This is a genomic window from Pedobacter sp. Bi126, from assembly GCF_918698245.1.
GTDB lineage: Bacteria > Bacteroidota > Bacteroidia > Sphingobacteriales > Sphingobacteriaceae > Pedobacter.
The window spans coordinates 706,957-726,372 of sequence record NZ_CAKKMS010000003.1; the positions used below are offsets into that span (position 1 = coordinate 706,957).

General features: G+C 38.1%; 17 protein-coding genes. 6 read left to right on the forward strand and 11 right to left on the reverse strand.

Going from position 1 to position 19,416, the window contains the following annotated elements; all coding sequences use genetic code 11:
- Positions 1-22 precede the first annotated feature (22 nt).
- Together LQ201_RS13170 and LQ201_RS13175 are read left to right on the forward strand one after the other, a co-directional pair.
- Positions 23-2,719 carry a M14 metallopeptidase family protein gene (locus tag LQ201_RS13170; protein ID WP_230142984.1) on the forward strand — a complete coding sequence of 899 codons (2,697 nt, stop codon included), beginning with the start codon at positions 23-25 and terminating at the stop codon, positions 2,717-2,719.
- A gap of 297 nt (positions 2,720-3,016) precedes the next feature.
- Positions 3,017-3,733 carry a DsbA family oxidoreductase gene (locus tag LQ201_RS13175; protein ID WP_230142985.1) on the forward strand — a complete coding sequence of 239 codons (717 nt, stop codon included), beginning with the start codon at positions 3,017-3,019 and terminating at the stop codon, positions 3,731-3,733.
- A gap of 196 nt (positions 3,734-3,929) precedes the next feature.
- Here LQ201_RS13175 and LQ201_RS13180 read toward each other — a convergent pair whose 3' ends face one another.
- Positions 3,930-4,151 carry a DUF3820 family protein gene (locus LQ201_RS13180; protein WP_230142986.1) on the reverse strand — a complete coding sequence of 74 codons (222 nt, stop codon included), beginning with the start codon at positions 4,149-4,151 and terminating at the stop codon, positions 3,930-3,932.
- 71 nt (positions 4,152-4,222) lie between these two features.
- Positions 4,223-7,561 (reverse strand): transcription-repair coupling factor, encoded by a 3,339-nt coding sequence (gene mfd / locus LQ201_RS13185; RefSeq protein WP_230142988.1) that lies wholly within the window; start codon positions 7,559-7,561, stop codon positions 4,223-4,225.
- A gap of 230 nt (positions 7,562-7,791) precedes the next feature.
- Here mfd and LQ201_RS13190 point away from each other — a divergent pair, with 230 nt between their 5' ends.
- The 4 genes from LQ201_RS13190 to LQ201_RS13205 all read left to right on the forward strand — a co-directional run bounded on the left by LQ201_RS13190 (position 7,792) and on the right by LQ201_RS13205 (position 11,237).
- Positions 7,792-8,094, forward strand: a complete 303-nt coding sequence (locus LQ201_RS13190; RefSeq protein ID WP_230142989.1) for a DUF2752 domain-containing protein — start codon at positions 7,792-7,794, stop codon at positions 8,092-8,094.
- 5 nt (positions 8,095-8,099) lie between these two features.
- Positions 8,100-8,468 (forward strand): TM2 domain-containing protein, encoded by a 369-nt coding sequence (locus LQ201_RS13195; protein ID WP_029274914.1) that lies wholly within the window; start codon positions 8,100-8,102, stop codon positions 8,466-8,468.
- A gap of 344 nt (positions 8,469-8,812) precedes the next feature.
- Positions 8,813-9,910 carry a Nif3-like dinuclear metal center hexameric protein gene (locus LQ201_RS13200; protein ID WP_230142990.1) on the forward strand — a complete coding sequence of 366 codons (1,098 nt, stop codon included), beginning with the start codon at positions 8,813-8,815 and terminating at the stop codon, positions 9,908-9,910.
- Between the two features lie 115 nt (positions 9,911-10,025).
- Complete coding sequence (locus LQ201_RS13205; protein WP_230142991.1) at positions 10,026-11,237, forward strand: site-specific integrase; 1,212 nt, start codon at positions 10,026-10,028, stop codon at positions 11,235-11,237.
- A 39-nt stretch (positions 11,238-11,276) separates the two neighbouring features.
- Here LQ201_RS13205 and LQ201_RS13210 read toward each other — a convergent pair whose 3' ends face one another.
- The 9 genes from LQ201_RS13210 to LQ201_RS13250 form a co-directional block, all read right to left on the reverse strand.
- Entirely contained in the window at positions 11,277-11,738 is a 462-nt protein-coding gene (locus tag LQ201_RS13210) for a RadC family protein (protein WP_230142992.1), read from the reverse strand.
- 160 nt (positions 11,739-11,898) lie between these two features.
- On the reverse strand, positions 11,899-12,267 hold the full coding sequence (locus LQ201_RS13215) for a hypothetical protein (protein WP_230142993.1): 369 nt from the start codon (positions 12,265-12,267) through the stop codon (positions 11,899-11,901).
- The gene (locus LQ201_RS13220; RefSeq protein WP_230142994.1) at positions 12,267-13,088 is read right to left on the reverse strand and encodes a hypothetical protein; all 822 of its coding nucleotides are present in this window, start codon (positions 13,086-13,088) and stop codon (positions 12,267-12,269) included. The genes LQ201_RS13215 and LQ201_RS13220 overlap by 1 nt, the downstream gene beginning before the upstream one ends.
- 3 nt (positions 13,089-13,091) lie before the next feature.
- Positions 13,092-13,973 (reverse strand): DUF488 domain-containing protein, encoded by an 882-nt coding sequence (locus tag LQ201_RS13225; protein WP_230142995.1) that lies wholly within the window; start codon positions 13,971-13,973, stop codon positions 13,092-13,094.
- Between the two features lie 37 nt (positions 13,974-14,010).
- Complete coding sequence (locus LQ201_RS13230; protein ID WP_230142997.1) at positions 14,011-14,472, reverse strand: hypothetical protein; 462 nt, start codon at positions 14,470-14,472, stop codon at positions 14,011-14,013.
- Positions 14,473-14,482: 10 nt separating this feature from the next.
- Positions 14,483-15,478 (reverse strand): hypothetical protein, encoded by a 996-nt coding sequence (locus LQ201_RS13235; RefSeq protein WP_230142999.1) that lies wholly within the window; start codon positions 15,476-15,478, stop codon positions 14,483-14,485.
- 174 nt (positions 15,479-15,652) lie between these two features.
- Positions 15,653-16,306 (reverse strand): hypothetical protein, encoded by a 654-nt coding sequence (locus LQ201_RS13240; RefSeq protein ID WP_230143000.1) that lies wholly within the window; start codon positions 16,304-16,306, stop codon positions 15,653-15,655.
- Positions 16,307-16,569: 263 nt separating this feature from the next.
- Positions 16,570-17,589 (reverse strand): helix-turn-helix domain-containing protein, encoded by a 1,020-nt coding sequence (locus LQ201_RS13245; RefSeq protein ID WP_230143001.1) that lies wholly within the window; start codon positions 17,587-17,589, stop codon positions 16,570-16,572.
- 549 nt (positions 17,590-18,138) lie between these two features.
- A complete protein-coding gene (locus LQ201_RS13250; protein WP_230143002.1) occupies positions 18,139-19,239 on the reverse strand; it encodes an IS110 family transposase in 1,101 nt (366 codons plus the stop codon).
- Positions 19,240-19,416: the final 177 nt, after the last annotated feature.

Genomic DNA, 19,416 nt, shown 5'->3' on the forward strand with positions numbered 1-19,416 from the left:
GATTACCTAACTAAACCTTATTATGATAAAAATCTACTTTAAAAGGCTTTGCTTTGCTTTTTTAATGGTAAATAGTTGTGCGGTGCTGGCGCAGGAAGTGCCAACGCCAAAATCGCATTTCGGTTTTGACATCGGCGACGATTATCAATTGGCCAATTATACCCAAACAGAAGCTTATTTTAAGAAACTTGCAGCAAGTTCTGACCGCATTAAACTGGTTGATATTGGCAAAACCGAAGAAGGTAGAAGTCAATATATGCTGATTGTTTCTTCACCAGAAAACCTCAAGAAATTAGACCGTTACAAGGAAATTTCGCAACAGTTGGCACATGCAGAAATTACACCTGAGCAGGCAAAAGCATTAGCCCAGGAAGGTAAAGCAGTAGTTTGGATAGATGGCGGCTTGCACGCAAACGAGGTAGTGGGTGCACATCAGCTGATCGAAACTGCTTATGAGTTTGCCTCCAGAAAAGACCCTGAAACCCTGCGTATTTTGGATAATGTAATCATTTTGTTTACCCATGCCAACCCTGATGGGCAAGAACTGGTAAGCAATTGGTATATGAGAGAGAAAGACCCAAAAAAAAGAACAACTTCAGGTTTGCCTGTTTTGTATGAAAAGTACGCAGGTCATGATAACAACCGCGATTTTTTTATGTTAAACCTTAAAGAAACGCAGAATATCGGCCGCCAGCTTTTTGTGGAATGGATTCCGCAGATTATGTATAACCACCATCAGGCTGGTCCGGCAGGAACGGTTGTAGCAGGTCCTCCCTACCGCGATCCTTTTAATTATGTTTTCGACCCAACGCTGTTAACCAGTTTAGATGCCGTTGGTGCGGCCATGCACAACCGTATGAATGTAGAAAACAAACCTGGTTATACCCAACGTGGGGGATCAGTTTACTCTACCTGGTACAATGGCGGTTTAAGAACCACCACTTATTTTCATAACATGATTGGGCTCTTGACCGAAATTATCGGAAGCCCTACACCTTCTGAAATTCCCTTAGTTCCTTCAAGATTATTACCGAACGGCGATTCGCCAAATCCGATTACCCCAAGGAAATGGTACTTTAAAAACTCGATTGACTATTCAGTATCGTTAAACTATGCCGTTTTAAATTACGCACAACGTTATCGCGACGAATTGTTGTACAACATCTACCAGATGGGCAGAAATTCGATAGAACGTGGCAAAAAAGATACCTGGTCTTTTTCTCCTAAAAAAATAGAAGCCATTAATAATGCGGCAAAAAGTGAAAAAAATACACCCATAGCAGGCGGAGATACTGATTTTGGCCCAAGACGCCAGATCAGTATAAAAGCTTTTGATACGGTGATGAAGGCTCCTGTAAACAGAGATCCGCGCGGATATATTTTAAGCGCCGATCAGCCGGATTTTAATTCTGCCCTTAAATTTTTAAACGCCTTGATCAGAACAGGTATTGTGGTTCAAAAAGCAACCGCTTCATTTGCCGTTGCAGGAAAAAATTATCCTGCAGGAAGTTATATTGTTAAGACCGATCAGGCTTTTCGTCCGCATGTTTTAGATATGTTCGAACCCCAAGATCACCCAAATGATTTTAAATATGAAGGAGGCGCGCCAATTCCGCCATATGATGCTGCAGGATGGACGCTAGCCTATTTAATGGATGTTAAATTCGACCGGATTTTAAATGATTTTTCAGGGCCGTTTGAGAAAAATCCTTACGGAGAACTATTAAAGCCGGATAATAAATTACCTAACGGATCTAATTATGTGTTGAGTGCGGCACAAAATGATTCCTATACTGCTGTGAACGACCTTTTGAAGAATAAAATTGAAGTTTACCGGTCGACAGAAAATGGCGATTTTTATGTTTCATCAGCAGGGAAATCAATATTGGAAAAAGCAAACATCAAACTGAAAAGTGCTGCTGCACCAAAAGATAAAATTAAAATCTCTGCCGGAAGAATTGCCCTTTGGGATACCTATGGAGGTTCTATGGCCTCAGGGTGGGTGCGATTTTTAATGGAGCAATACCATTATAACGCAACAGTAATTTATCCCCAGGATATTGATGCGGGGAACCTAAAATCTAAATACGATGTAATTGTTTTTGTGGGTGGCGCAATACCATCGGTACAAGGAGGAGGGTTTGGAAACAGGTCTTTTGCGCCAATGGCAGAAGAAGTTCCTCAAGAATTTAGAAACCGTTTGGGAAGGATTACTGCAGACAAATCGATTCCAGAATTAAAGAAATTTTTAGAAGCCGGGGGTAATATTGTGACCATTGGTAGCAGTACCAATTTGGCCTATCATTTAAATTTACCGGTTCGGAATGCAATGGTTGAAATTGTAAACGGAGAGGAAAAGAGATTACCTGCTGAAAAATATTATGTTCCGGGAAGTGTTTTAAATGTTGGTGTAGATACAACTTTGCCAACAACCTGGGGCATGGAAAAGGAAGCTGACGTATATTTTGACAATAGCCCCGTTTTTAAGCTCACAGGCGATGCCATTGTGGCTGGAAAGATTAAACCTTTAATGTGGTTCGAAAATGCGACACCCTTGCGCAGCGGCTGGGCATGGGGGCAGGCTTACCTGCAAGATGGTGTAACGGCCTTTGAAGCAAAGGTTGGCAAAGGCAAACTGCTTGCTTTTGGGCCAGAAATTGCATTTAGAGCGCAAACGCACGGTACTTTTAAACTGATATTTAACCAGTTGTATAAGTAGTTATAATTGAGTTTGCCATGTTGAGCTTTCTGATCAGTCGTCATTCCCGCGTAGGCGGGAATCGTAATGCAACTTGCAAACCTACCAAGGCATTAAGATTCCCAATCAAGTTGGGAATGACGGTTCTTCGTAGCAGATCAATTTATTAAAATTTCCTTGTCATGTATATGCATTTTGTACAATAATTTATCCTCAGAATAACATTCTATGATTAATATGGAAGCCGCTATCCTAAACGATAGCGGCTTTTTACTTTGGCCTTACTATAGGCAAGTATAATCACCTTAATTTTGTGCTATGAAAGTAGAAATCTGGTCGGACGTAATGTGTCCGTTTTGCTATATCGGGAAAAGACATTTTGAGCAGGCGATAGAAAAATTGCCGTTCAAAAATGAAATTGAGGTGGATTGGAAGAGTTATCAGCTCAATCCAGCGTATCACAATACCAATAACGAATCGGTGTACGATTACCTTTCACGGAGTAAGGGAATGCCAATCGAGCAAGCTAAGCAAATGACCAAACAGGTTGTGGATATGGCAGCAAATGCTGGTTTGAAGATAGATTTTGATACAAATATTCCTGCCAATACCTTCAATGCACATCGTTTGATCCATTTGGCTGCAAAACATAATCTTCAGGATTTAGCCGAAGAAAAACTGTTTGAAGCACATTTTGTAAACAGCAAAAATATTGGTGAAACGAGTGTTTTGGTTGATCTTGCTGTAGAAATTGGCTTGGCTAAAGATGAAGCTGAATCAGTTTTGAATGGAAATGAGTTTGCTGAAGCCGTTCGTTACGATATTTATGAAAGCCAGAATTTAGGCATTAGAGGGGTTCCTTATTTTGTGATGGACCGTAAATATGGCGTTTCGGGTGCTCAGCCTGTTCAGGCTTTTACCGATGCGCTTACCCAAAGTTTTACGGAATGGAAAGCTGCTCAACCCAAAGCCACGATAACATCATTAAATAAAAATGATGATGCAGTTTGTGATGAGAATGGTTGTGAGATATAGATTTGTTTCCCGCAGATTAAGCTAATCTGCGGGGAATTTACCTCATTCGTCATGCTGAATTTATTTCAGCATCTATTAAATAGTTATGCGATTAGATCCTGAAACAAGTTCAAGAGGGCGATCGTTTTAGGTCCTTCGACTCCGCTCAGGATGACAATCACAGTTATTAGATGACCGATTTACCTCTCGAACTTAATTAACGTTGCTGATTTTTCAAGGGCGTTAACAGGTACTCTAAGCCATTTACCCGAATTTCGAACATCGTAGCCATTAAATCGCCCAGTTTGCCTTTCGGGAAGCCTTTATCCTTATACCAAAGCAAATAACTTTCGGGGATATTGCAGATCAGGTAACCTTTGTATTTTCCATAAGGCATTTGCATTTTCACTAAATCGAGCAATAAGGTTGGGTCTAACATTTTTTAAGATGGCGATGATAATAATTTTAAAAACGTTAATTCAGTCAATAGACTGACTCAATTAACGTTTTTTAATCGATAAGCGCTAAAGTTTCAATTGCTTCTTCAACAGTACTTATGTTATCAAAAGCAATTCTTAAGGTATTTTTTACTTCTTTTAAATTGCACATACGCGGATGGTTCTGTGCAAAAGTTAAAATCTTGGTAAAGGTATTCGAATCGAAATAAGCAGATTGTTTATCGCTCAAGAAATACCCGCGCAAACTATTTTTCTTGAAACTAATTTTCTCGAAGCCCAATTTTTTCCCCAGCCATTGCAAACGCACCACACTCAGCATGGTTTTTACCTGTGGAGGAACCGGACCGAAACGGTCGGCCAAATGTTTTTCAAAAATGGCTAATTCTGCTTCGTTATCAAGTTTAGAAAGCTCGGTATATAAATTGTAACGCTCAGTAATGTTGGTGATATAAGCATCCGGAATGTACAATTCCAGATCGGTATCAACCTGTGTAAAGCCTACAAACGGACGGGCAGGTTCATTTTCGAACAGACCTTTAAACTCAGCTTCTTTTAATTCCTGGATGGCTTCATCCAAGATCTTGTGGTACATCTCAAAACCGATTTCGGCAATAAAACCACTTTGTTCGGCGCCCAATAAATTTCCACTTCCCCGGATATCCAGATCGCGCATGGCCACGTTAAAGCCGCTTCCCAAGTCAGAAAATTCTTCAATGGCGCTTAAACGCTTCCGGGCTTCAGAAGTTAAAGTAGATAATGGCGGTGAAAGTAAATAACAGAAAGCTTTTTTGTTGCTCCGCCCTACCCGGCCACGCATTTGGTGCAGATCGCTCAAACCAAACATGTGCGCATGGTTAATAATGATGGTATTGGCATTCGGGATATCTAAACCTGCTTCTATAATCGTTGTGGCTACCAGAACATCTTTTTCTCCATTAATGAAATCGAGCATTACATCTTCCAGTTGATCGCCATCTAACTGCCCGTGCGCAATACCGATCCTCGCTTTTGGAACCAGTTTCTGAATCAATCCTCCCAATTGCATCAGGTCATTTACACGGTTATGGATAAAGAAAACCTGTCCGCCGCGGTCCAACTCGAATTGAACGGCCTCTTGAATCAGTTTATCGTTAAAAACATGTAACTCGGTACTCACTGGTTGCCGGTTTGGTGGCGGCGTACTGATGATGGATAAATCTCTTGCCCCCATTAAAGAAAAATGTAGCGTTCTCGGGATCGGAGTCGCCGTAAGCGTTAAAGTATCAACGTTTACCCTTACTGCTTTTAGCCTTTCTTTTGCGGTAACGCCAAATTTCTGCTCTTCATCAATAATCATGATGCCGAGATCCTTAAACTTTACATCCTTGCTCAACAAACGGTGTGTGCCGATTAATATATCAACCTTACCGGCTGCGGCCTCCGCAAGGGTATCTTTAATCTGTTTACTGGTTTTAAAACGGTTAATATAATCAACCGTAACCGGGAAATCTTTTAAACGCGAAGAAAAGGTTTTAAAATGCTGTAAAGCCAAAATGGTTGTAGGAACCAGGATCGCCGCCTGTTTGCCTTCTGCTACCGCTTTAAATGCAGCACGCACAGCGATCTCTGTTTTTCCGAAGCCAACATCACCACACACTAAACGATCCATTGGATGTGGTGATTCCATATCCTTTTTCACGTCTTGGGTAGCCTTTAACTGATCGGGGGTGTCTTCGTAAATAAAAGAAGCCTCCAGTTCAGTTTGTAAATAGCTATCTGGCGAAAACGCTGTTCCAGCCTGGGTTTTCCGCAAAGCATAAAGCTTGATCAAATCCCGGGCGATATCTTTAACTTTTTTTTTAGTAGTTTTTTTTAGCTTATCCCAGGCATCGGTACCCAGCTTATTCATCTTGGGTACTCCACTCTCCTTGCCGCTGTATTTGGCAATGCGGTTTAACGAGTTGATGTTTACGTAAAGCAGATCGTTATCTGCATAAATTAAACGGATCATCTCTTGCGTTTTACCATTTACCTCAACTTTTTCAAGCCCGGCATATTTGCCGATTCCATGATCAATATGGGTAACATAATCGCCTGATTTTAATTCCCGAAGATCTTTTAGGGTAATGGCCTGGCTTTTCTGATAGCCTTTTTTAAGCTTGTATTTATAGTAACGATCAAAAATCTGGTGATCGGTATAAAATGCCGTTTGGATCTGTGGATCTATAAAACCCTCGCGCAGCATGCTGTTAATTGGCGTAAACTTGGCCGTTTTATCAATATCCTCTAAAATGGCATATAAACGCTCGATCTGTTTTGGCGAATCGGTAAAAATAAAATTAACAATGCCGGCCTTTTCATTTTCCTTAAGGTTGTGAATGAGTAGGTTGAAATCTTTATTGAAGGAAGGTTGTGGCTTGGTTTCAAACTCAAAACGGTTATCCGTTTTATAAAAAAACTGCTTGCCGAATTCTATCAAAGGAAAATCCTGAAGATGATCACCCAACAATTTTTCGTCTGTAAAGGCAAACTTAGGGTCGATCCATTCTGGGTTTTGGGTTTTATCTGCTATAGATAAAGCTTTCCAGAGTTCAACGGCTTTTTTAAAGCCTGCTTTAATAATATCAAGGGTAAACTCAACATCCTTAAACCAGAGTTGTGTATCCTGATCGATATAGTCAAGGATACTGATATTGCTTTCGGTTAAAAATTTCGCCTGAACATTTGGCACAATGGTTAACGATTTAACATCAGCAACCGAAAGCTGACTTTCAATTTCAAAACTCCTGATGCTTTCTACCTCATCACCAAAAAACTCGATACGGTAAGGAAGATCGGATGAGAAAGAAAATATATCTACAATACCGCCACGGATAGAAAATTGGCCTGGTTCATAAACAAAATCTCTTCTGTCGAAATCATAATCAATTAAAAATTCGTTGATAAAATCGATGCCCAATTTGGCACCTAAACTAATTTCTAAAGTGTTTTTTTCTAAAGCAGAGCGATCAATAACCTTTTCGGCAATGGCTTCGGGATAAGAAACCACAATTTTTCCGTATTCCGAATCGTGGTTCAGTTCGTTTAAAACCTCTGCACGGGCCAAAACGTTGGCCGTATCTACCTGTGTAAAATCAAATGATTTGCGGTAAGAAGAAGGAAACAATAAAACCTGTTTATCCAAAACGCTTTCCAGGTCAGACTGAAAATAAGCCGCTTCTTCTCTATCCGGTAGAACGAACAGTAGGGGTTTATGTAATATAAAGTAAGAAGACAGGGCAACAATAGCATCAGCCGAACCCACCAATCCCTTTAATTGTATCTTTGGGTTTTTGCTGCTGTTCAACGCTTTGGTAAATTGGGTTACCCTATCGTCGGTTTTGTATCTGTTTATTAAATCGCGAATGTTCAAGGCACAAAAATAAGCTTATCTTTTAATATTAACCTGCAATTTGTGTAAAGGTTTTTTTAACTATTTTTGGCTGGGTTACCGTGTTGAAAAACAAAAAGCAAAATAAATAAGATCTTTTGTTAGATTCCATTACTGGTTTTGTCGAAATATATCCCCCATTCGTCGATTACAGGCAAATTGATGTAACAAAGGTGGTGTTATAACCTCTAAATTATATAAAAAGTGAAACAATGAAGTACATTAAAAGCTTTCCACTAGAACTTTTTTTCTGGGTAGCAGCTTTAGTATTACTGGCAACAACGAATGGCCACGAGCATCACTTCACACTTTGTCCGCTAGCCAATTTAGGTTTTGAGGATTGGTGTCCGGGATGTGGTATAGGCAGGTCAATCAGTCATATTTTACATGGCGAGTTTACCGAAAGCTTTTCCGAACATTGGTTTGGGTTTCCGGCACTTTTGATTATAGTTTATAGAATTTACACATTGATGAAAAATAAAAAAACGTTTAAAATTTCAACCACAAATACATAGCAACCATGGATATATTTCAATCACCTCTAATGTCGTTACCAGGTATAACGCCAGAAGAATTCTCATACTTACAACAAGCTACCACCGGATTAACCGAACAACAATTGCGTAACTTCTTAATGGTTTACAGCAGCAAAAGGAAAAATCCATCAGATATGCTAATTTTCTGTTTAATCGGTTTATTTGCTGTCCCAGGATTGCAAAGGTTTATCATCGGGCAGATCGGAATGGGTATTTTATACCTCTTAACCGCAGGTTTATGTTTTATCGGATCGATCATTGATGTCGTAAATCACAAAACCCTAGCTTTTGAACATAACCAGAAAATGGTTTTCGAAAGCTTGCAGATGGTAAGAATGGGCGGTTTTCAGTAAACTTTCACTTTTAGGATCCTTAATAATTTTTTGAAAAGCAAAGACAGCGCAATTATTAATGTTCGTCCCGCTATACACGACAAGTCCGCACCCAATGAAAAGTTGGGTTTGCGGGCTTTTTGTTTCTATCGGGTTTATAAACATTGGTTTTGTTGCGCTTTGAGGGGACTGAAGGATCAAAAGAACTACAGGTTTACGTTAACTAAACCCGACAGCCGCGATTCCGATTCTTCATCGGATAAGCAAATGGCGGGGCTGCCCTAGCCATTTGCAGCAACTGTACGTTTTCAAAACATTAATCATTTCTCTTACCAACAAAACCCCAAATTTTCTATATTTATCAAATGAAATTAGCCGAAATAACGAACTATTTAGAAAGCATAGCACCACTTAATTATCAGGAAGATTATGATAACGCTGGTTTGATTGTGGGCGATCCGAATATGGAAATCCATGGCGCTTTGGTGGCTTTAGACTGTGTAGAAAAAATCGTAGATGAAGCAATTTCAACTGGCTGCAATCTGATTATTACCCACCATCCAATTGTTTTTAAAGGTTTAAAAAAACTCAATGGCAAAAATTATGTGGAGCGCGTAGTGCTTAAGGCAATTAAGAATAATATTGCACTTTATGCCATTCATACGAATCTTGATAGCATTCATACCGGTGTAAATGCGCGAATTTGCGAGCGTTTGGGTTTAACAGGAACTAAAGTACTTTCACCGAAAACTGGCCTTTTGAAAAAACTGGTTACCTATTGCCCGCAGGCCCAGGCAGAGCAATTGCGGTCGGCATTGTTTTATGCCGGCGCAGGTAATATTGGCAATTATAGTGAGTGCAGTTTCAATGCCGATGGCTTTGGCACCTTTAAAGGTAATGAAGATGCTGATCCTTTTGTAGGTGAGAGAGGCGTTCGCCACCGTGAGGCCGAAGTGCGGATTGAAATGGTTTACCCTACACAGGCCGAACGCAAAATCCTGGTTGCATTGTTCGAGAACCACCCTTATGAAGAAGTGGCCTACGATATTTACAAACTCGAAAACAAACACCAATTGGTGGGCTCGGGCATGGTAGGCTGGCTGGAATACGATATGGATGCCTATGATTTTTTACATTTGGTAAAAGATAGAATGCAGGCCAAAGTGGTTAGGCACACCGAGGTAATTGGCAAAAGAATTAAAAAAGTGGCGGTTTGCGGCGGCTCGGGAAGCTTCCTGTTAAAAGAGGCCATTGCTGCCGGGGCAGATGCTTTTATTACCGCAGATTTTAAATATCACGAGTTTTTTGATGCAGAGGAAAAATTGATCATTGCCGACATCGGACACTTTGAAACTGAACAATTTACCTCAAATTTATTGCTTGAAATTATTCAGAAAAAATTTACTAACTTTGCAATCCGTTTAACGGAGCAAAATACAAACCCCATAAATTACTTGTTTTGATATGCCGCTTCAAAAGCCATTTAGACACGTAATAACATCTAAAATCACCTATTTTTTACCTTAATGTGTCCTAAAATGTGTCCCTTTTATTACCTTTGAAAATAGGTTATACATTATGGATATAGGAAAGCAAATCAACCCTCATTGTGAAACTCCTGCTTTAGTCGAAGAGGGAGCACGATGGTACATTAGATTTAAATATCGTGACCACGAAGGGAAGCGTAAAGCTAAAAAAGTAACTGGTGAGCTTAACAATGATAAATATGTCAGGTTAGTTAACGGAAGGTATGTTGAGGAAAACAAAAAAGCAAGGAAGAAAGCTGCATCCGATTCTCTTGATGAGGTTAAATTGCTGTTATGTACGAAGTATTTTAATGCTGCAATTGGTAAGTTTGAGAGTTTAGATAAGTCAGAGACGAAGTTTGTAGACTATCTTGATAAATACTTATGCCATACGCCCTCCAAAGAAAGAAGAGCAAGTACAACGAAATTATATACATCCTATAACAATATCATTAAACAATACCTTAAGCATAATAAAACAGAAGCTATAACCTTAAAGGAGGTAGATAGAGAGTTTATCGAACGTTTCCTCAATAAAGTGCGTTCCGAACATTCAGCATCCCAAAGGGATAACTATTATGTATATCTAAATGGGGTTTTCAAGTATTGCGTGGATGATCTAGAGGTTTTGGATAAGAACCCACTAAGAAAGTTGCATAAAATCAATAAAAAAGAAACGCAAAGCAACCGTAGGTATGATAATGAGACATTGGACTTAGTTCTAGCTGAATCACGTAATCTTGATGTTTATTTCTGGTTGTTTCTTAGACTTATGTTGTATTCTTTAAGGAGGCCGAGCGAGTTACTTAAAATTCAATATAAGGACTTCAATTTTAAGAAAGGCATATTGTCGTTTGATAGCAGCATCATAAAAACTAATAAGAAGCTTTACACAGAATTAAAGCCAGAATTCTTAATGGAATTGAAAGCATTGATTCCTGCAGATGTTCAACCATCTGATTACTTGTTTGGAAGTTTCCAAGAATCAGCTAAAGCAAGTCATAGAACAAAAGCTTTGTTTGCGCCTTACACCACTCCATTCCATCATTTTCAAGACAAGTTTAAGACAATAAGCAAGAGACTTCAACTGCCAAAGGGTTTTACAATTTACAGTATGAAACATACGAGTGCCTCTCAACTAAAAGAATTGGGATGGTCTGATGATGATATCATAACTTATACTGGCCATACAAACACTAGTATCCTAGGTAGATATACCAGAGAAGCGATCTTGCCGAGACGTGAAGATCCAAGAACATTTTAAATCTTAATGCCCTGGGCGATTAGTCCAAGGCATTTAATTTTACATCATGCATTCATCAGCAAAACTGTAATAGTTATAATTGGTAACTATCAAATGATCACAGACCTCAATATCTAATAGCTTTCCTCCATCCCTTAACTTTTGGGTTAGTTTCCTGTCAGCATCACTTGGTGTCGTAGTGCTGCTCGGATGGTTATGTGCTAATATTATTTTACTGCTATTTGTCTTTAAAGCGACAGAGAATATAATCTTCGGATCTGCCAATGTTCCCTGTACTCCACCTGTGGATATATCAACAATTCCCAATACTCGGTTACTGGTATTTAGCAATATCACCTTAAATTCTTCTAACAGTTCAATTTTGCCCAATTGCCAATGTTGCATTAATACTTTGTAAGCATCTTGCGAACTGTTGATTTTTGGTCGTTCTGTAATGTTGTAATTTGATCTGTAACTGACTTCGACTTCAGCCACTTTAAATGAGGTTTGTTCCTGTACCATATGATTAATTAATTATGGTACGATGGCAAGCTTTAAGCTCAACTAAGCAAAGGAGGAACGGATATAAATGGGTTGTGCGGTTGCCACAGGAGCGTTTATGCCGTAGTCCTTTAGGCGTGTTGAGATTACAAGCTTAGATTTGTTGATAATTATGAATATCTCAATTTGTTCGTTTAAGGTATTCTTCCCATGTCTCTGAGTGTAGATGATCTATCAGATCTAATACAAATCTTAGTCCTTTTTCAGTTAAAGAACCAACTATTCTAAAGGGTCCCCAAGATTCTAGTTTGATGAGCTTAGCTTTTACGAGATGCGACTGTTTACTTGGAATCTTATATCGTTTCCCCGTTTCAGAGTGGGTATGGAAGAACTCATTTGGCATCAATTCGTTTTTATCAATAGCTAATCCAGTTAGCATAGCTCCTATAAACCTTTCTTCATTCGTTTGCTCAAGATAAATAATATAATGCATGCCTGCATCAATTGATCTATCTGTTGCCTCAAGAATATCCCCTTTGCTATACTCCATCAAAACAGATTCATTTGTGTCTCAAGTTTGGGATAAAATGCTCCAATGATCATGAAAGGATTCTTTGAAGCATAATGATGGACATAGTTTGTGCCCAAAAACAAGTGCAGGTCATTCTTATTTGTGAATTTGGTGAAATATTGATTCTTAACCGCACTAATGGCTTTATGCTCGTCCCCCTCATGTGCAGCAAGTGACTTCCAGTATAGTTCTCCTATTTCCCAATCTTCGATCATCATTTTACTTATTTTACCTTGTTCATCTTCGAATACGTACTTGAACTTATATGGTAACTTCTTAACAACCTCAAATGGGTTTTCTGGCTGTTTGAATAAGTTAAATTGTAATCGTTCCGCCTCTAAGCTATCAAGCTTTTTCTTATCCCATTCTCTTGACACTTCTTCTGTCTCAAATCCAATAAAACGTTTCGGCCTAAAGACGGCGAGTGACGTACATACAGACTGATCGTGAGCCTCTTCGATTAACTTGGTCATGTTGGTATATATTTTCTGGAGAGCATATTGCTTTCTTAAATACCAATTTGAAGTAGTGTCGAGATGGCCTGTTATCTTGATTTCAGTATCATGAGAATGTGGACGATAACTTTCAGGGCGAAAGTCGCTAGTATTCTTCACTAAATCTATCTCGACCCAATCATATTTGCGATACTGTTCTCCATAATCTTTCTTTCGAAATGGAATCGGATATATTCTTATCCAAGTACCATCTTCTTTGAATCCAGCGGTGCAAACGAGTTCGTCATATTTGCTGGAAATCGTCGGGTAGGTTTTAACAGCAATTAATACTTTGGTGAGAGCCATGGTCTAGATGTGTTTTAGTTCATATTTAAAGTTAGGTAAAGCTTTTATACTTTCCGCCAAGGGTTTTCGATGGCATTGACATATATCAGCCTCAAAACAAGTTAGAGCAATTCTCTTTTCTTGCTTAAGAAGCTCTAAGATAGTGATTTGTGTAGATAAAGTAGAGGGTAATTCCTTTTTGTAGTCTTTGAAGAGCTTGTCATAATCACTTTGTGTGTTCAACTCTTGTCGTTGGTTAGATTTGATGCCCACTTCTGGGAAGTGTTTATATGCGATTCCTAAGCTTCCGCAGTATCGGCTCAATAACGTTTTACTAAAACCGAATTTCATGCTCAAAGGATTACTCCGTACGTCAACAAGTACTTTTATATCGTGCTTAATTAGTTTATTAAAGTAGTCCTCAAGTGATATGCCCTCATAGCCAATTGTGTATAAGGTTGTATTGTCTTTCTCCTTATTTGCAGCATTTACTTTTGCTAGCTCTGCCTCGTTTAACAATTCATGTGCAACAGTACTTTTAGTTGCCCAATATGGGTAGTGAACGTAAGTATATTTCATGAGCAAATTAGAACTCATAGCAGAGTAATGTTTTTTGATATCCCGAACAATAACCTTATCCTCCTCCTTTAGACTTTTAAAGTAATCCACTTTACTAGCAAGTTTATATGATGTAGGAGTTTCATCTATCAAACCCTTTTTTACCATTGTAACTAGATCGGCTTTTAAGGAAAACGAGTAACACCCAAACTTATAAGGAACAAACTGATACTCTGAGTCCTTCTGTCTTTCGCTTGCTAAAAAGATTAACTTTTGTAGCTTTATCTTCTCTATTTCCCAATTAAAAGCTTGCAACAGTGACAGAATAATCTTTCTTCTATAGAACATATTACAAAGTTAATAATCTTATAGCTCAATCGGGGAATTAGGAATCACTTAAGTCTTTGAGTTTGATAATTATACTTTTCTTGGCCTCACTGTGGTATCTGGCTATATTGATAGATGATGCTGAAGTACCATGTGTGAATATTAATGTACCGTTATAAAGAGAAACAGTAGCATTATTGTAATTAGCACTTTTTAAAGTTGTAACCACATGATGTTTGCCTTGGACATCAATCCAACTAGATTGTGATTCCCATGATTTACCATTCTTATAGTGAGTTTGTTTCATCTTATCCAAGCCCAAACTTTGTGTAATTCGATCTGATCTTTGAAGATTAAATCCGATGCGTGCGCCACCAACAGCTCCGAATACTGTGGTAATTACTGCTATTATTGGAAATAACTGAGAACGTTGGCTCTTCTTAATGTTCATTGCCATAAATCCAAATGAAGATATAAATCCGAGTATTGCCCCAATTATAGCACCTGTAATTAAGTTCATATCTGTTCCTTTATTTGCAGTACGACATTGCAAAAATAGAGACCTTGCTAAGCATATCATCGCTAAGTTTATATTTCTTCCGCAAATTACGATAGGACTGTTCATCTAGTTGATCAATCAGTGCCATGTGCTTATCCCCATAATCTGGATACTTTGCATCAGCTTTATGGATATTGTCAAGCTCAATTTTCTTCAGCATTTCCCAAAGGATGCATAAGTCTAATCCCCTCTTCTGTAGATATGCTTTAAGTTTCTCAACTTCGATTTCATCTTTAGTTTTGACATTATCTGCGCTATTATTCAATGCAGTTATCTTAAAATCGTTATACGTGATTCTAGGTTTATTTTCATTTGGCCCCTTGATTAACATCGCTATCCAATTGGATTTATCTTTGAATGCTTCTTTAGACGTAAACAGATAAACTGCAAGTACTGTCGCTTTATCATGGGTTTCGAAAACATCTTTAATGCTATTGAGGTTATAGATTTCTAATACTGCATCTTCTAAAGCTTCTTTTGTGTAAATAGTATCCTTGTAAATGGCATATTCAATAAGCTGAGCTTTGTAACTAGTTTCTAACTTCTGCTCGTTGATAACCTCGTATTTAATTGTGGCTTTGACAGTGGGTGTCACCTTATATTCTGTTAGATGCACTTCAACCAAGTTATCAGAAGGTATCCATCCTATATAAGTTTTTGATAACCATTCCGGCTCAATTACCTTTATTTTACACCAACTATCTTTGATTTCTGTTATTATTACTTTATTGGTAGTATCGAGTAAACAGTATTCCTTGTGGATTTCAGAAGAGTTGATACTATCAATTAACTTTGGCGCTGATTGTGACGGTGAGGTTTGGAGAAAAGTAGTTATCTTAACGGAATAGAACTTACCTTTAGTTTGGTAACCAGATTGGTCTTTTCTTTCGTTTTCTTCTTTTGAATTAGGATTTCCACAACCACTTATTATAAATGCGATTAGTGCAGCTAAGATGTAATATTTCATTGAGAGAGTTTAGTAATTGTCGTTTTAAATCGGGTTAATTATGCATGTTCAAGCTAAGGTAGGGGGTATTTACTTTATTCAATACGGTAAACCGTAAAATTTAAAATGGTTTTGCCAATTACTTAACTGTCTTTATAACACTAAGTTTTGGTCTTGCTCCTCCATTCAAGTATTCTAATGAACTTCAATTTTCTTGAGATGCCTTTTGAATAGATCAATATAATTATCATTGCCCTTTTCTAGGATCAGCTCATGATCGTTATCCCTTCCATATTCTCTGATGCTGACTTTCAGCAAAAAGAGGTCGGAATCGTAGTCAAACCTGATTTCTCCATAGTTTTCGTACTTTTCATCACTCTCGTTTATATACTCGACATTCTTCCTGAAATGAGTAACGTAGTGATCCGTAGATGCAATAAAAAGCGCACTTATATCTATAAAATCCTCCACTTGGTCGGGTTTTGGCTTTATATATTGATGCTCCATAAGATTCCTAGTTTTATTAATCTTATTCAACACCCTAGGAGCAATTAGGTCGAATTCCTGAATAAGCCCGATTTTCTTGGGAAACCCCCAGAATTTATCTTGTGATTCCTTGTAAAAGCCAAATAACTTTAACAACCGATCCGCTTGGCAGTCTAATGCTCTTTTGGCATTTGACAGAGCGTTTATATATTTGTGTTCAAATTCACTTTGTAGGTCAATCTCCGCAAAACCAATAAATTCACTTGGCATTGTGTCAAAAGCGGTATCGATTACCTCATCTCCCCAAGCACATCGAAATGTACCAGTATGATCCAAATATTCTGTTAAATCAGCATAGTTCATAATTTTCAATTGAGGGTATAAATTCCACTAATATAGATATTAATCCTTGCCACCTATAAACACTATAACTTTCTAGTAAAATAACTTATATCCTATTAATAATGAACAACCCTTTAGACAAAACCTCCATTCTATCCTTTAAAGATTGTAGCTGTTCATAAGCAAAATCATTTTCTCTTATCAGTTCTTTATGCTTCATTTTTACTAATAGCATTAGCAAGTGTGGGCTAAATTAGCCTGAACATTCATGTGTAATGATAATATTAATTTCCTTTAGTGTGGGCTTTCTCTCCTATTGCCACTAGCTTATTCTGCTTTTGAGCCATTGAGAACTTCTTGCACGCACTCTGCACTAGATCAGGGCTCTTTTCAACTAAATCTTTTAAATGTTCGGCTAAACTATCACTGTATTTATGTGTCACGCTTTTCTGTCCGATTCTCACTTCATCATGGTATCTGCCATCCCCCTTGATCTTTTCTTGCCATAAAACGCATTTGAACTGATATGGATTCCAATTCAGAGTTTTGCAAATATCACTTGTGTTATATGGGTAAGCTTTATTGCTTGGTAATATTTGTCCTGCATCTATGATACCGGTAATTTCCCCTTTCAAAATAAGAGCCGGAGCCCCATCATTATCAACGAAATGACCTTCTTTGATGAACTTTACCTTATCAAGTAAGGCTTTATCCATTAAAACCTTTTCATTACCAATATTTAACTCGCCTTTAAAAGTATCTAAGAATTGAACGTTTCTAGGGCCTATAAGAGAAATTTTTTGAATATGCTCCATCCAGAGCTTCTTCTCTTTTTCCTGTTCCGCATCTAGTAACTTTCTAAGTTCAGGGTATTCGATTTCTTTAGTTTCTGCCCTATACCTATAGTAGATCGCGCCTTCTCTAAGGATATCATTACGATTCTTTTTACATAATACTGGTTTTATAAGAGATTCTTCAATAACTATTTGACCGAACTTCTTGCCATCATATTCCAATACGTGCATTTGCCATTGAATTTCTGGAGAAAAGTAATCCCGAAGGGTAGTATCAATAACTTTAGGGTCAATCTCAATGAATCGTTGGTTTGTCATGCCAATCGGTACATGAGGTTTATCTTGAATACCAAAAATCATTTGTCCGCCTTTGTTGTTAGCCATACCAGCGATTGTCTTTGTATATTTTAGAAGGTTATCTCCTTGCTGAAAGTTTTGCTTGTATTCAAGGCTGTGGCTTTCGCGCTTTTTTATATAGCCATTGCCATCAATGTCGAAGTTAAAATCCATATTGAGAGTTAAAGTAGTCTGTTGCAATATACTAATTGCGTACCGTAAATGCGTATAGAACGAAGGTCGTTGCAGTAAAGTTCGTTAGAACGATGCAACGATATGTTTTATGCAATAAAACACAATGCTTGGCGAGATTATTGAATTTTAAATTCATGTGTGGTAAATCTTCAATAATCATGACAAGCTGAAGCCTGAGTGACCACGCAGGTACGCTGAACTGGGAAAGCGATTAGATTTATCCAGGATGAAGCGAAGCAAAATCCTAGATAAAGATAAGTGAGCTTTCACGAAGCCATCCGCTTTGCCAAAATTAAAACCATGACAGAACGCATGTGATGGCGTGTGTTTTAAGTGGCATTAGACATGGCGAAGTACCGATCTCCCTAATTGGGTTTGCACTGCCTTGACCGACGCACCATTGACTAAAAGTAACCGTAGAAACTTAAAAGAATGCTGAATGTCGCCCCACCACTAATGTAAAGACTAAACCATTCCTTTCTCCGCGTAAGCCACTATTTGGAGAGAGGAATGGATTTAGGATTCAAATTATCTAATTTGAAGTACGGAACGATTAATGATAGTTGAATCGATCAAAGAGTAAAATTTTGTTTCCCGTTGAGGGAAATGCGTTGATTTGTACTCCATCTCATAAGGCCTATCGTACTTTATGCATGCAAAGACACGACAAATGATTTTAAATCTGACAGCGTTGATAACAGATAGTTTGCTCTTATGCTCATTAACCGTTTTCCTTAGGTAATACTTTCTCATTTCACTAGAAAATGCTATTGCGACAATTGCGCTGTTGTGAAGTAGAGATTTCATTCTTTTGTTTGCTATCGAAGAATTCTCTGTCCGCTTACGTATTGTAGTTCCAGAACTGTACTCAAATGGCGCGACACCGCAATAGCAAGCGAAACTTTTAGGGTTCGTAATGTCTAAGAACTCATTTGTTGTAATCAATATCTGTAATGCAACGACAGGACCAATGCTTGGCACTGAAAGCACTAATTGCATTTTATGAGCCAGTATATCATCCGAAGACCATAGCTCCTTGATTTTTTCATCAACTGATTTAATATCTGAATCTAATGATTGTATCGTATTGATACATAACTTTATGTTCTCACTTGTAATGGCTTTGGATACAAAGCCAAGATCTTCTTTTAATGGATTTTTTAAAGCGGTTCTAGTCGACACTAATCTCTGTCTTAATGTGGATAAGCTTGCCAACTGCAATAGTAACGGGCGTTTAGGGACGTATAACCTTAGTTGTGTTCTATTCTTTACTAAGTATTCCGCAATCCTCTTCGAATCTAATTTGTCGTTTTTACCACGAACTAGGCCCATTGTATTTTTAATGGTAACTGGATTGTCAATCACAAAATTGGCCTTGCACTTTGAAAGGGAGCTTCTAAGATAATTGTTGTAAATCCCAGTATGCTCCATTCCAAACACCGTATTCTTTAATGTTAAGCCTTTTAATTGTTTAAGTTCTTTAACGAATGTATTTATCTCAACTTCAGCATTCTTTATAACTTTATGGAATAGAAACAAATGCTCAGTTATGACACTAATATCCAAGGTTTGTTTAGATACGTCTATGCCCACATAGTATAAATATGTCCTTTTCTTAAACTCTTTCATAGTTTTGATTTTAAACCTCTCTTGACGGTCAGGTCTTTTCTCTTCCAATAGGTCTTTACCTCGAAAACATCTAAGTCAACCTGACCGCATTTAATTCACATTCTAAATCAGCAACCAGTCTTATCTCGCGAAATTGAGCCGAACCTCTAAAGATGTATATAAGTCTGCCTAGTCTGC

Coding starts and splice junctions, on each gene's coding strand:
- LQ201_RS13210 (WP_230142992.1), bottom strand. CDS start 11,738: ATGGTACAGGAACAAACCTCATTTAAAGTGGCTGAAGTCGAAGTCAGT.
- LQ201_RS13215 (WP_230142993.1), bottom strand. CDS start 12,267: ATGGAGTATAGCAAAGGGGATATTCTTGAGGCAACAGATAGATCAATT.
- LQ201_RS13225 (WP_230142995.1), bottom strand. CDS start 13,973: ATGTTCTATAGAAGAAAGATTATTCTGTCACTGTTGCAAGCTTTTAAT.
- LQ201_RS13250 (WP_230143002.1), bottom strand. CDS start 19,239: ATGAAAGAGTTTAAGAAAAGGACATATTTATACTATGTGGGCATAGAC.
- LQ201_RS13205 (WP_230142991.1), top strand. CDS start 10,026: ATGGATATAGGAAAGCAAATCAACCCTCATTGTGAAACTCCTGCTTTA.
- LQ201_RS13230 (WP_230142997.1), bottom strand. CDS start 14,472: ATGAACTTAATTACAGGTGCTATAATTGGGGCAATACTCGGATTTATA.
- LQ201_RS13175 (WP_230142985.1), top strand. CDS start 3,017: ATGAAAGTAGAAATCTGGTCGGACGTAATGTGTCCGTTTTGCTATATC.
- LQ201_RS13235 (WP_230142999.1), bottom strand. CDS start 15,478: ATGAAATATTACATCTTAGCTGCACTAATCGCATTTATAATAAGTGGT.
- LQ201_RS13220 (WP_230142994.1), bottom strand. CDS start 13,088: ATGGCTCTCACCAAAGTATTAATTGCTGTTAAAACCTACCCGACGATT.
- LQ201_RS13180 (WP_230142986.1), bottom strand. CDS start 4,151: ATGTTAGACCCAACCTTATTGCTCGATTTAGTGAAAATGCAAATGCCT.
- LQ201_RS13240 (WP_230143000.1), bottom strand. CDS start 16,306: ATGAACTATGCTGATTTAACAGAATATTTGGATCATACTGGTACATTT.
- LQ201_RS13245 (WP_230143001.1), bottom strand. CDS start 17,589: ATGGATTTTAACTTCGACATTGATGGCAATGGCTATATAAAAAAGCGC.
- LQ201_RS13195 (WP_029274914.1), top strand. CDS start 8,100: ATGGATATATTTCAATCACCTCTAATGTCGTTACCAGGTATAACGCCA.
- LQ201_RS13170 (WP_230142984.1), top strand. CDS start 23: ATGATAAAAATCTACTTTAAAAGGCTTTGCTTTGCTTTTTTAATGGTA.
- LQ201_RS13190 (WP_230142989.1), top strand. CDS start 7,792: ATGAAGTACATTAAAAGCTTTCCACTAGAACTTTTTTTCTGGGTAGCA.
- LQ201_RS13200 (WP_230142990.1), top strand. CDS start 8,813: ATGAAATTAGCCGAAATAACGAACTATTTAGAAAGCATAGCACCACTT.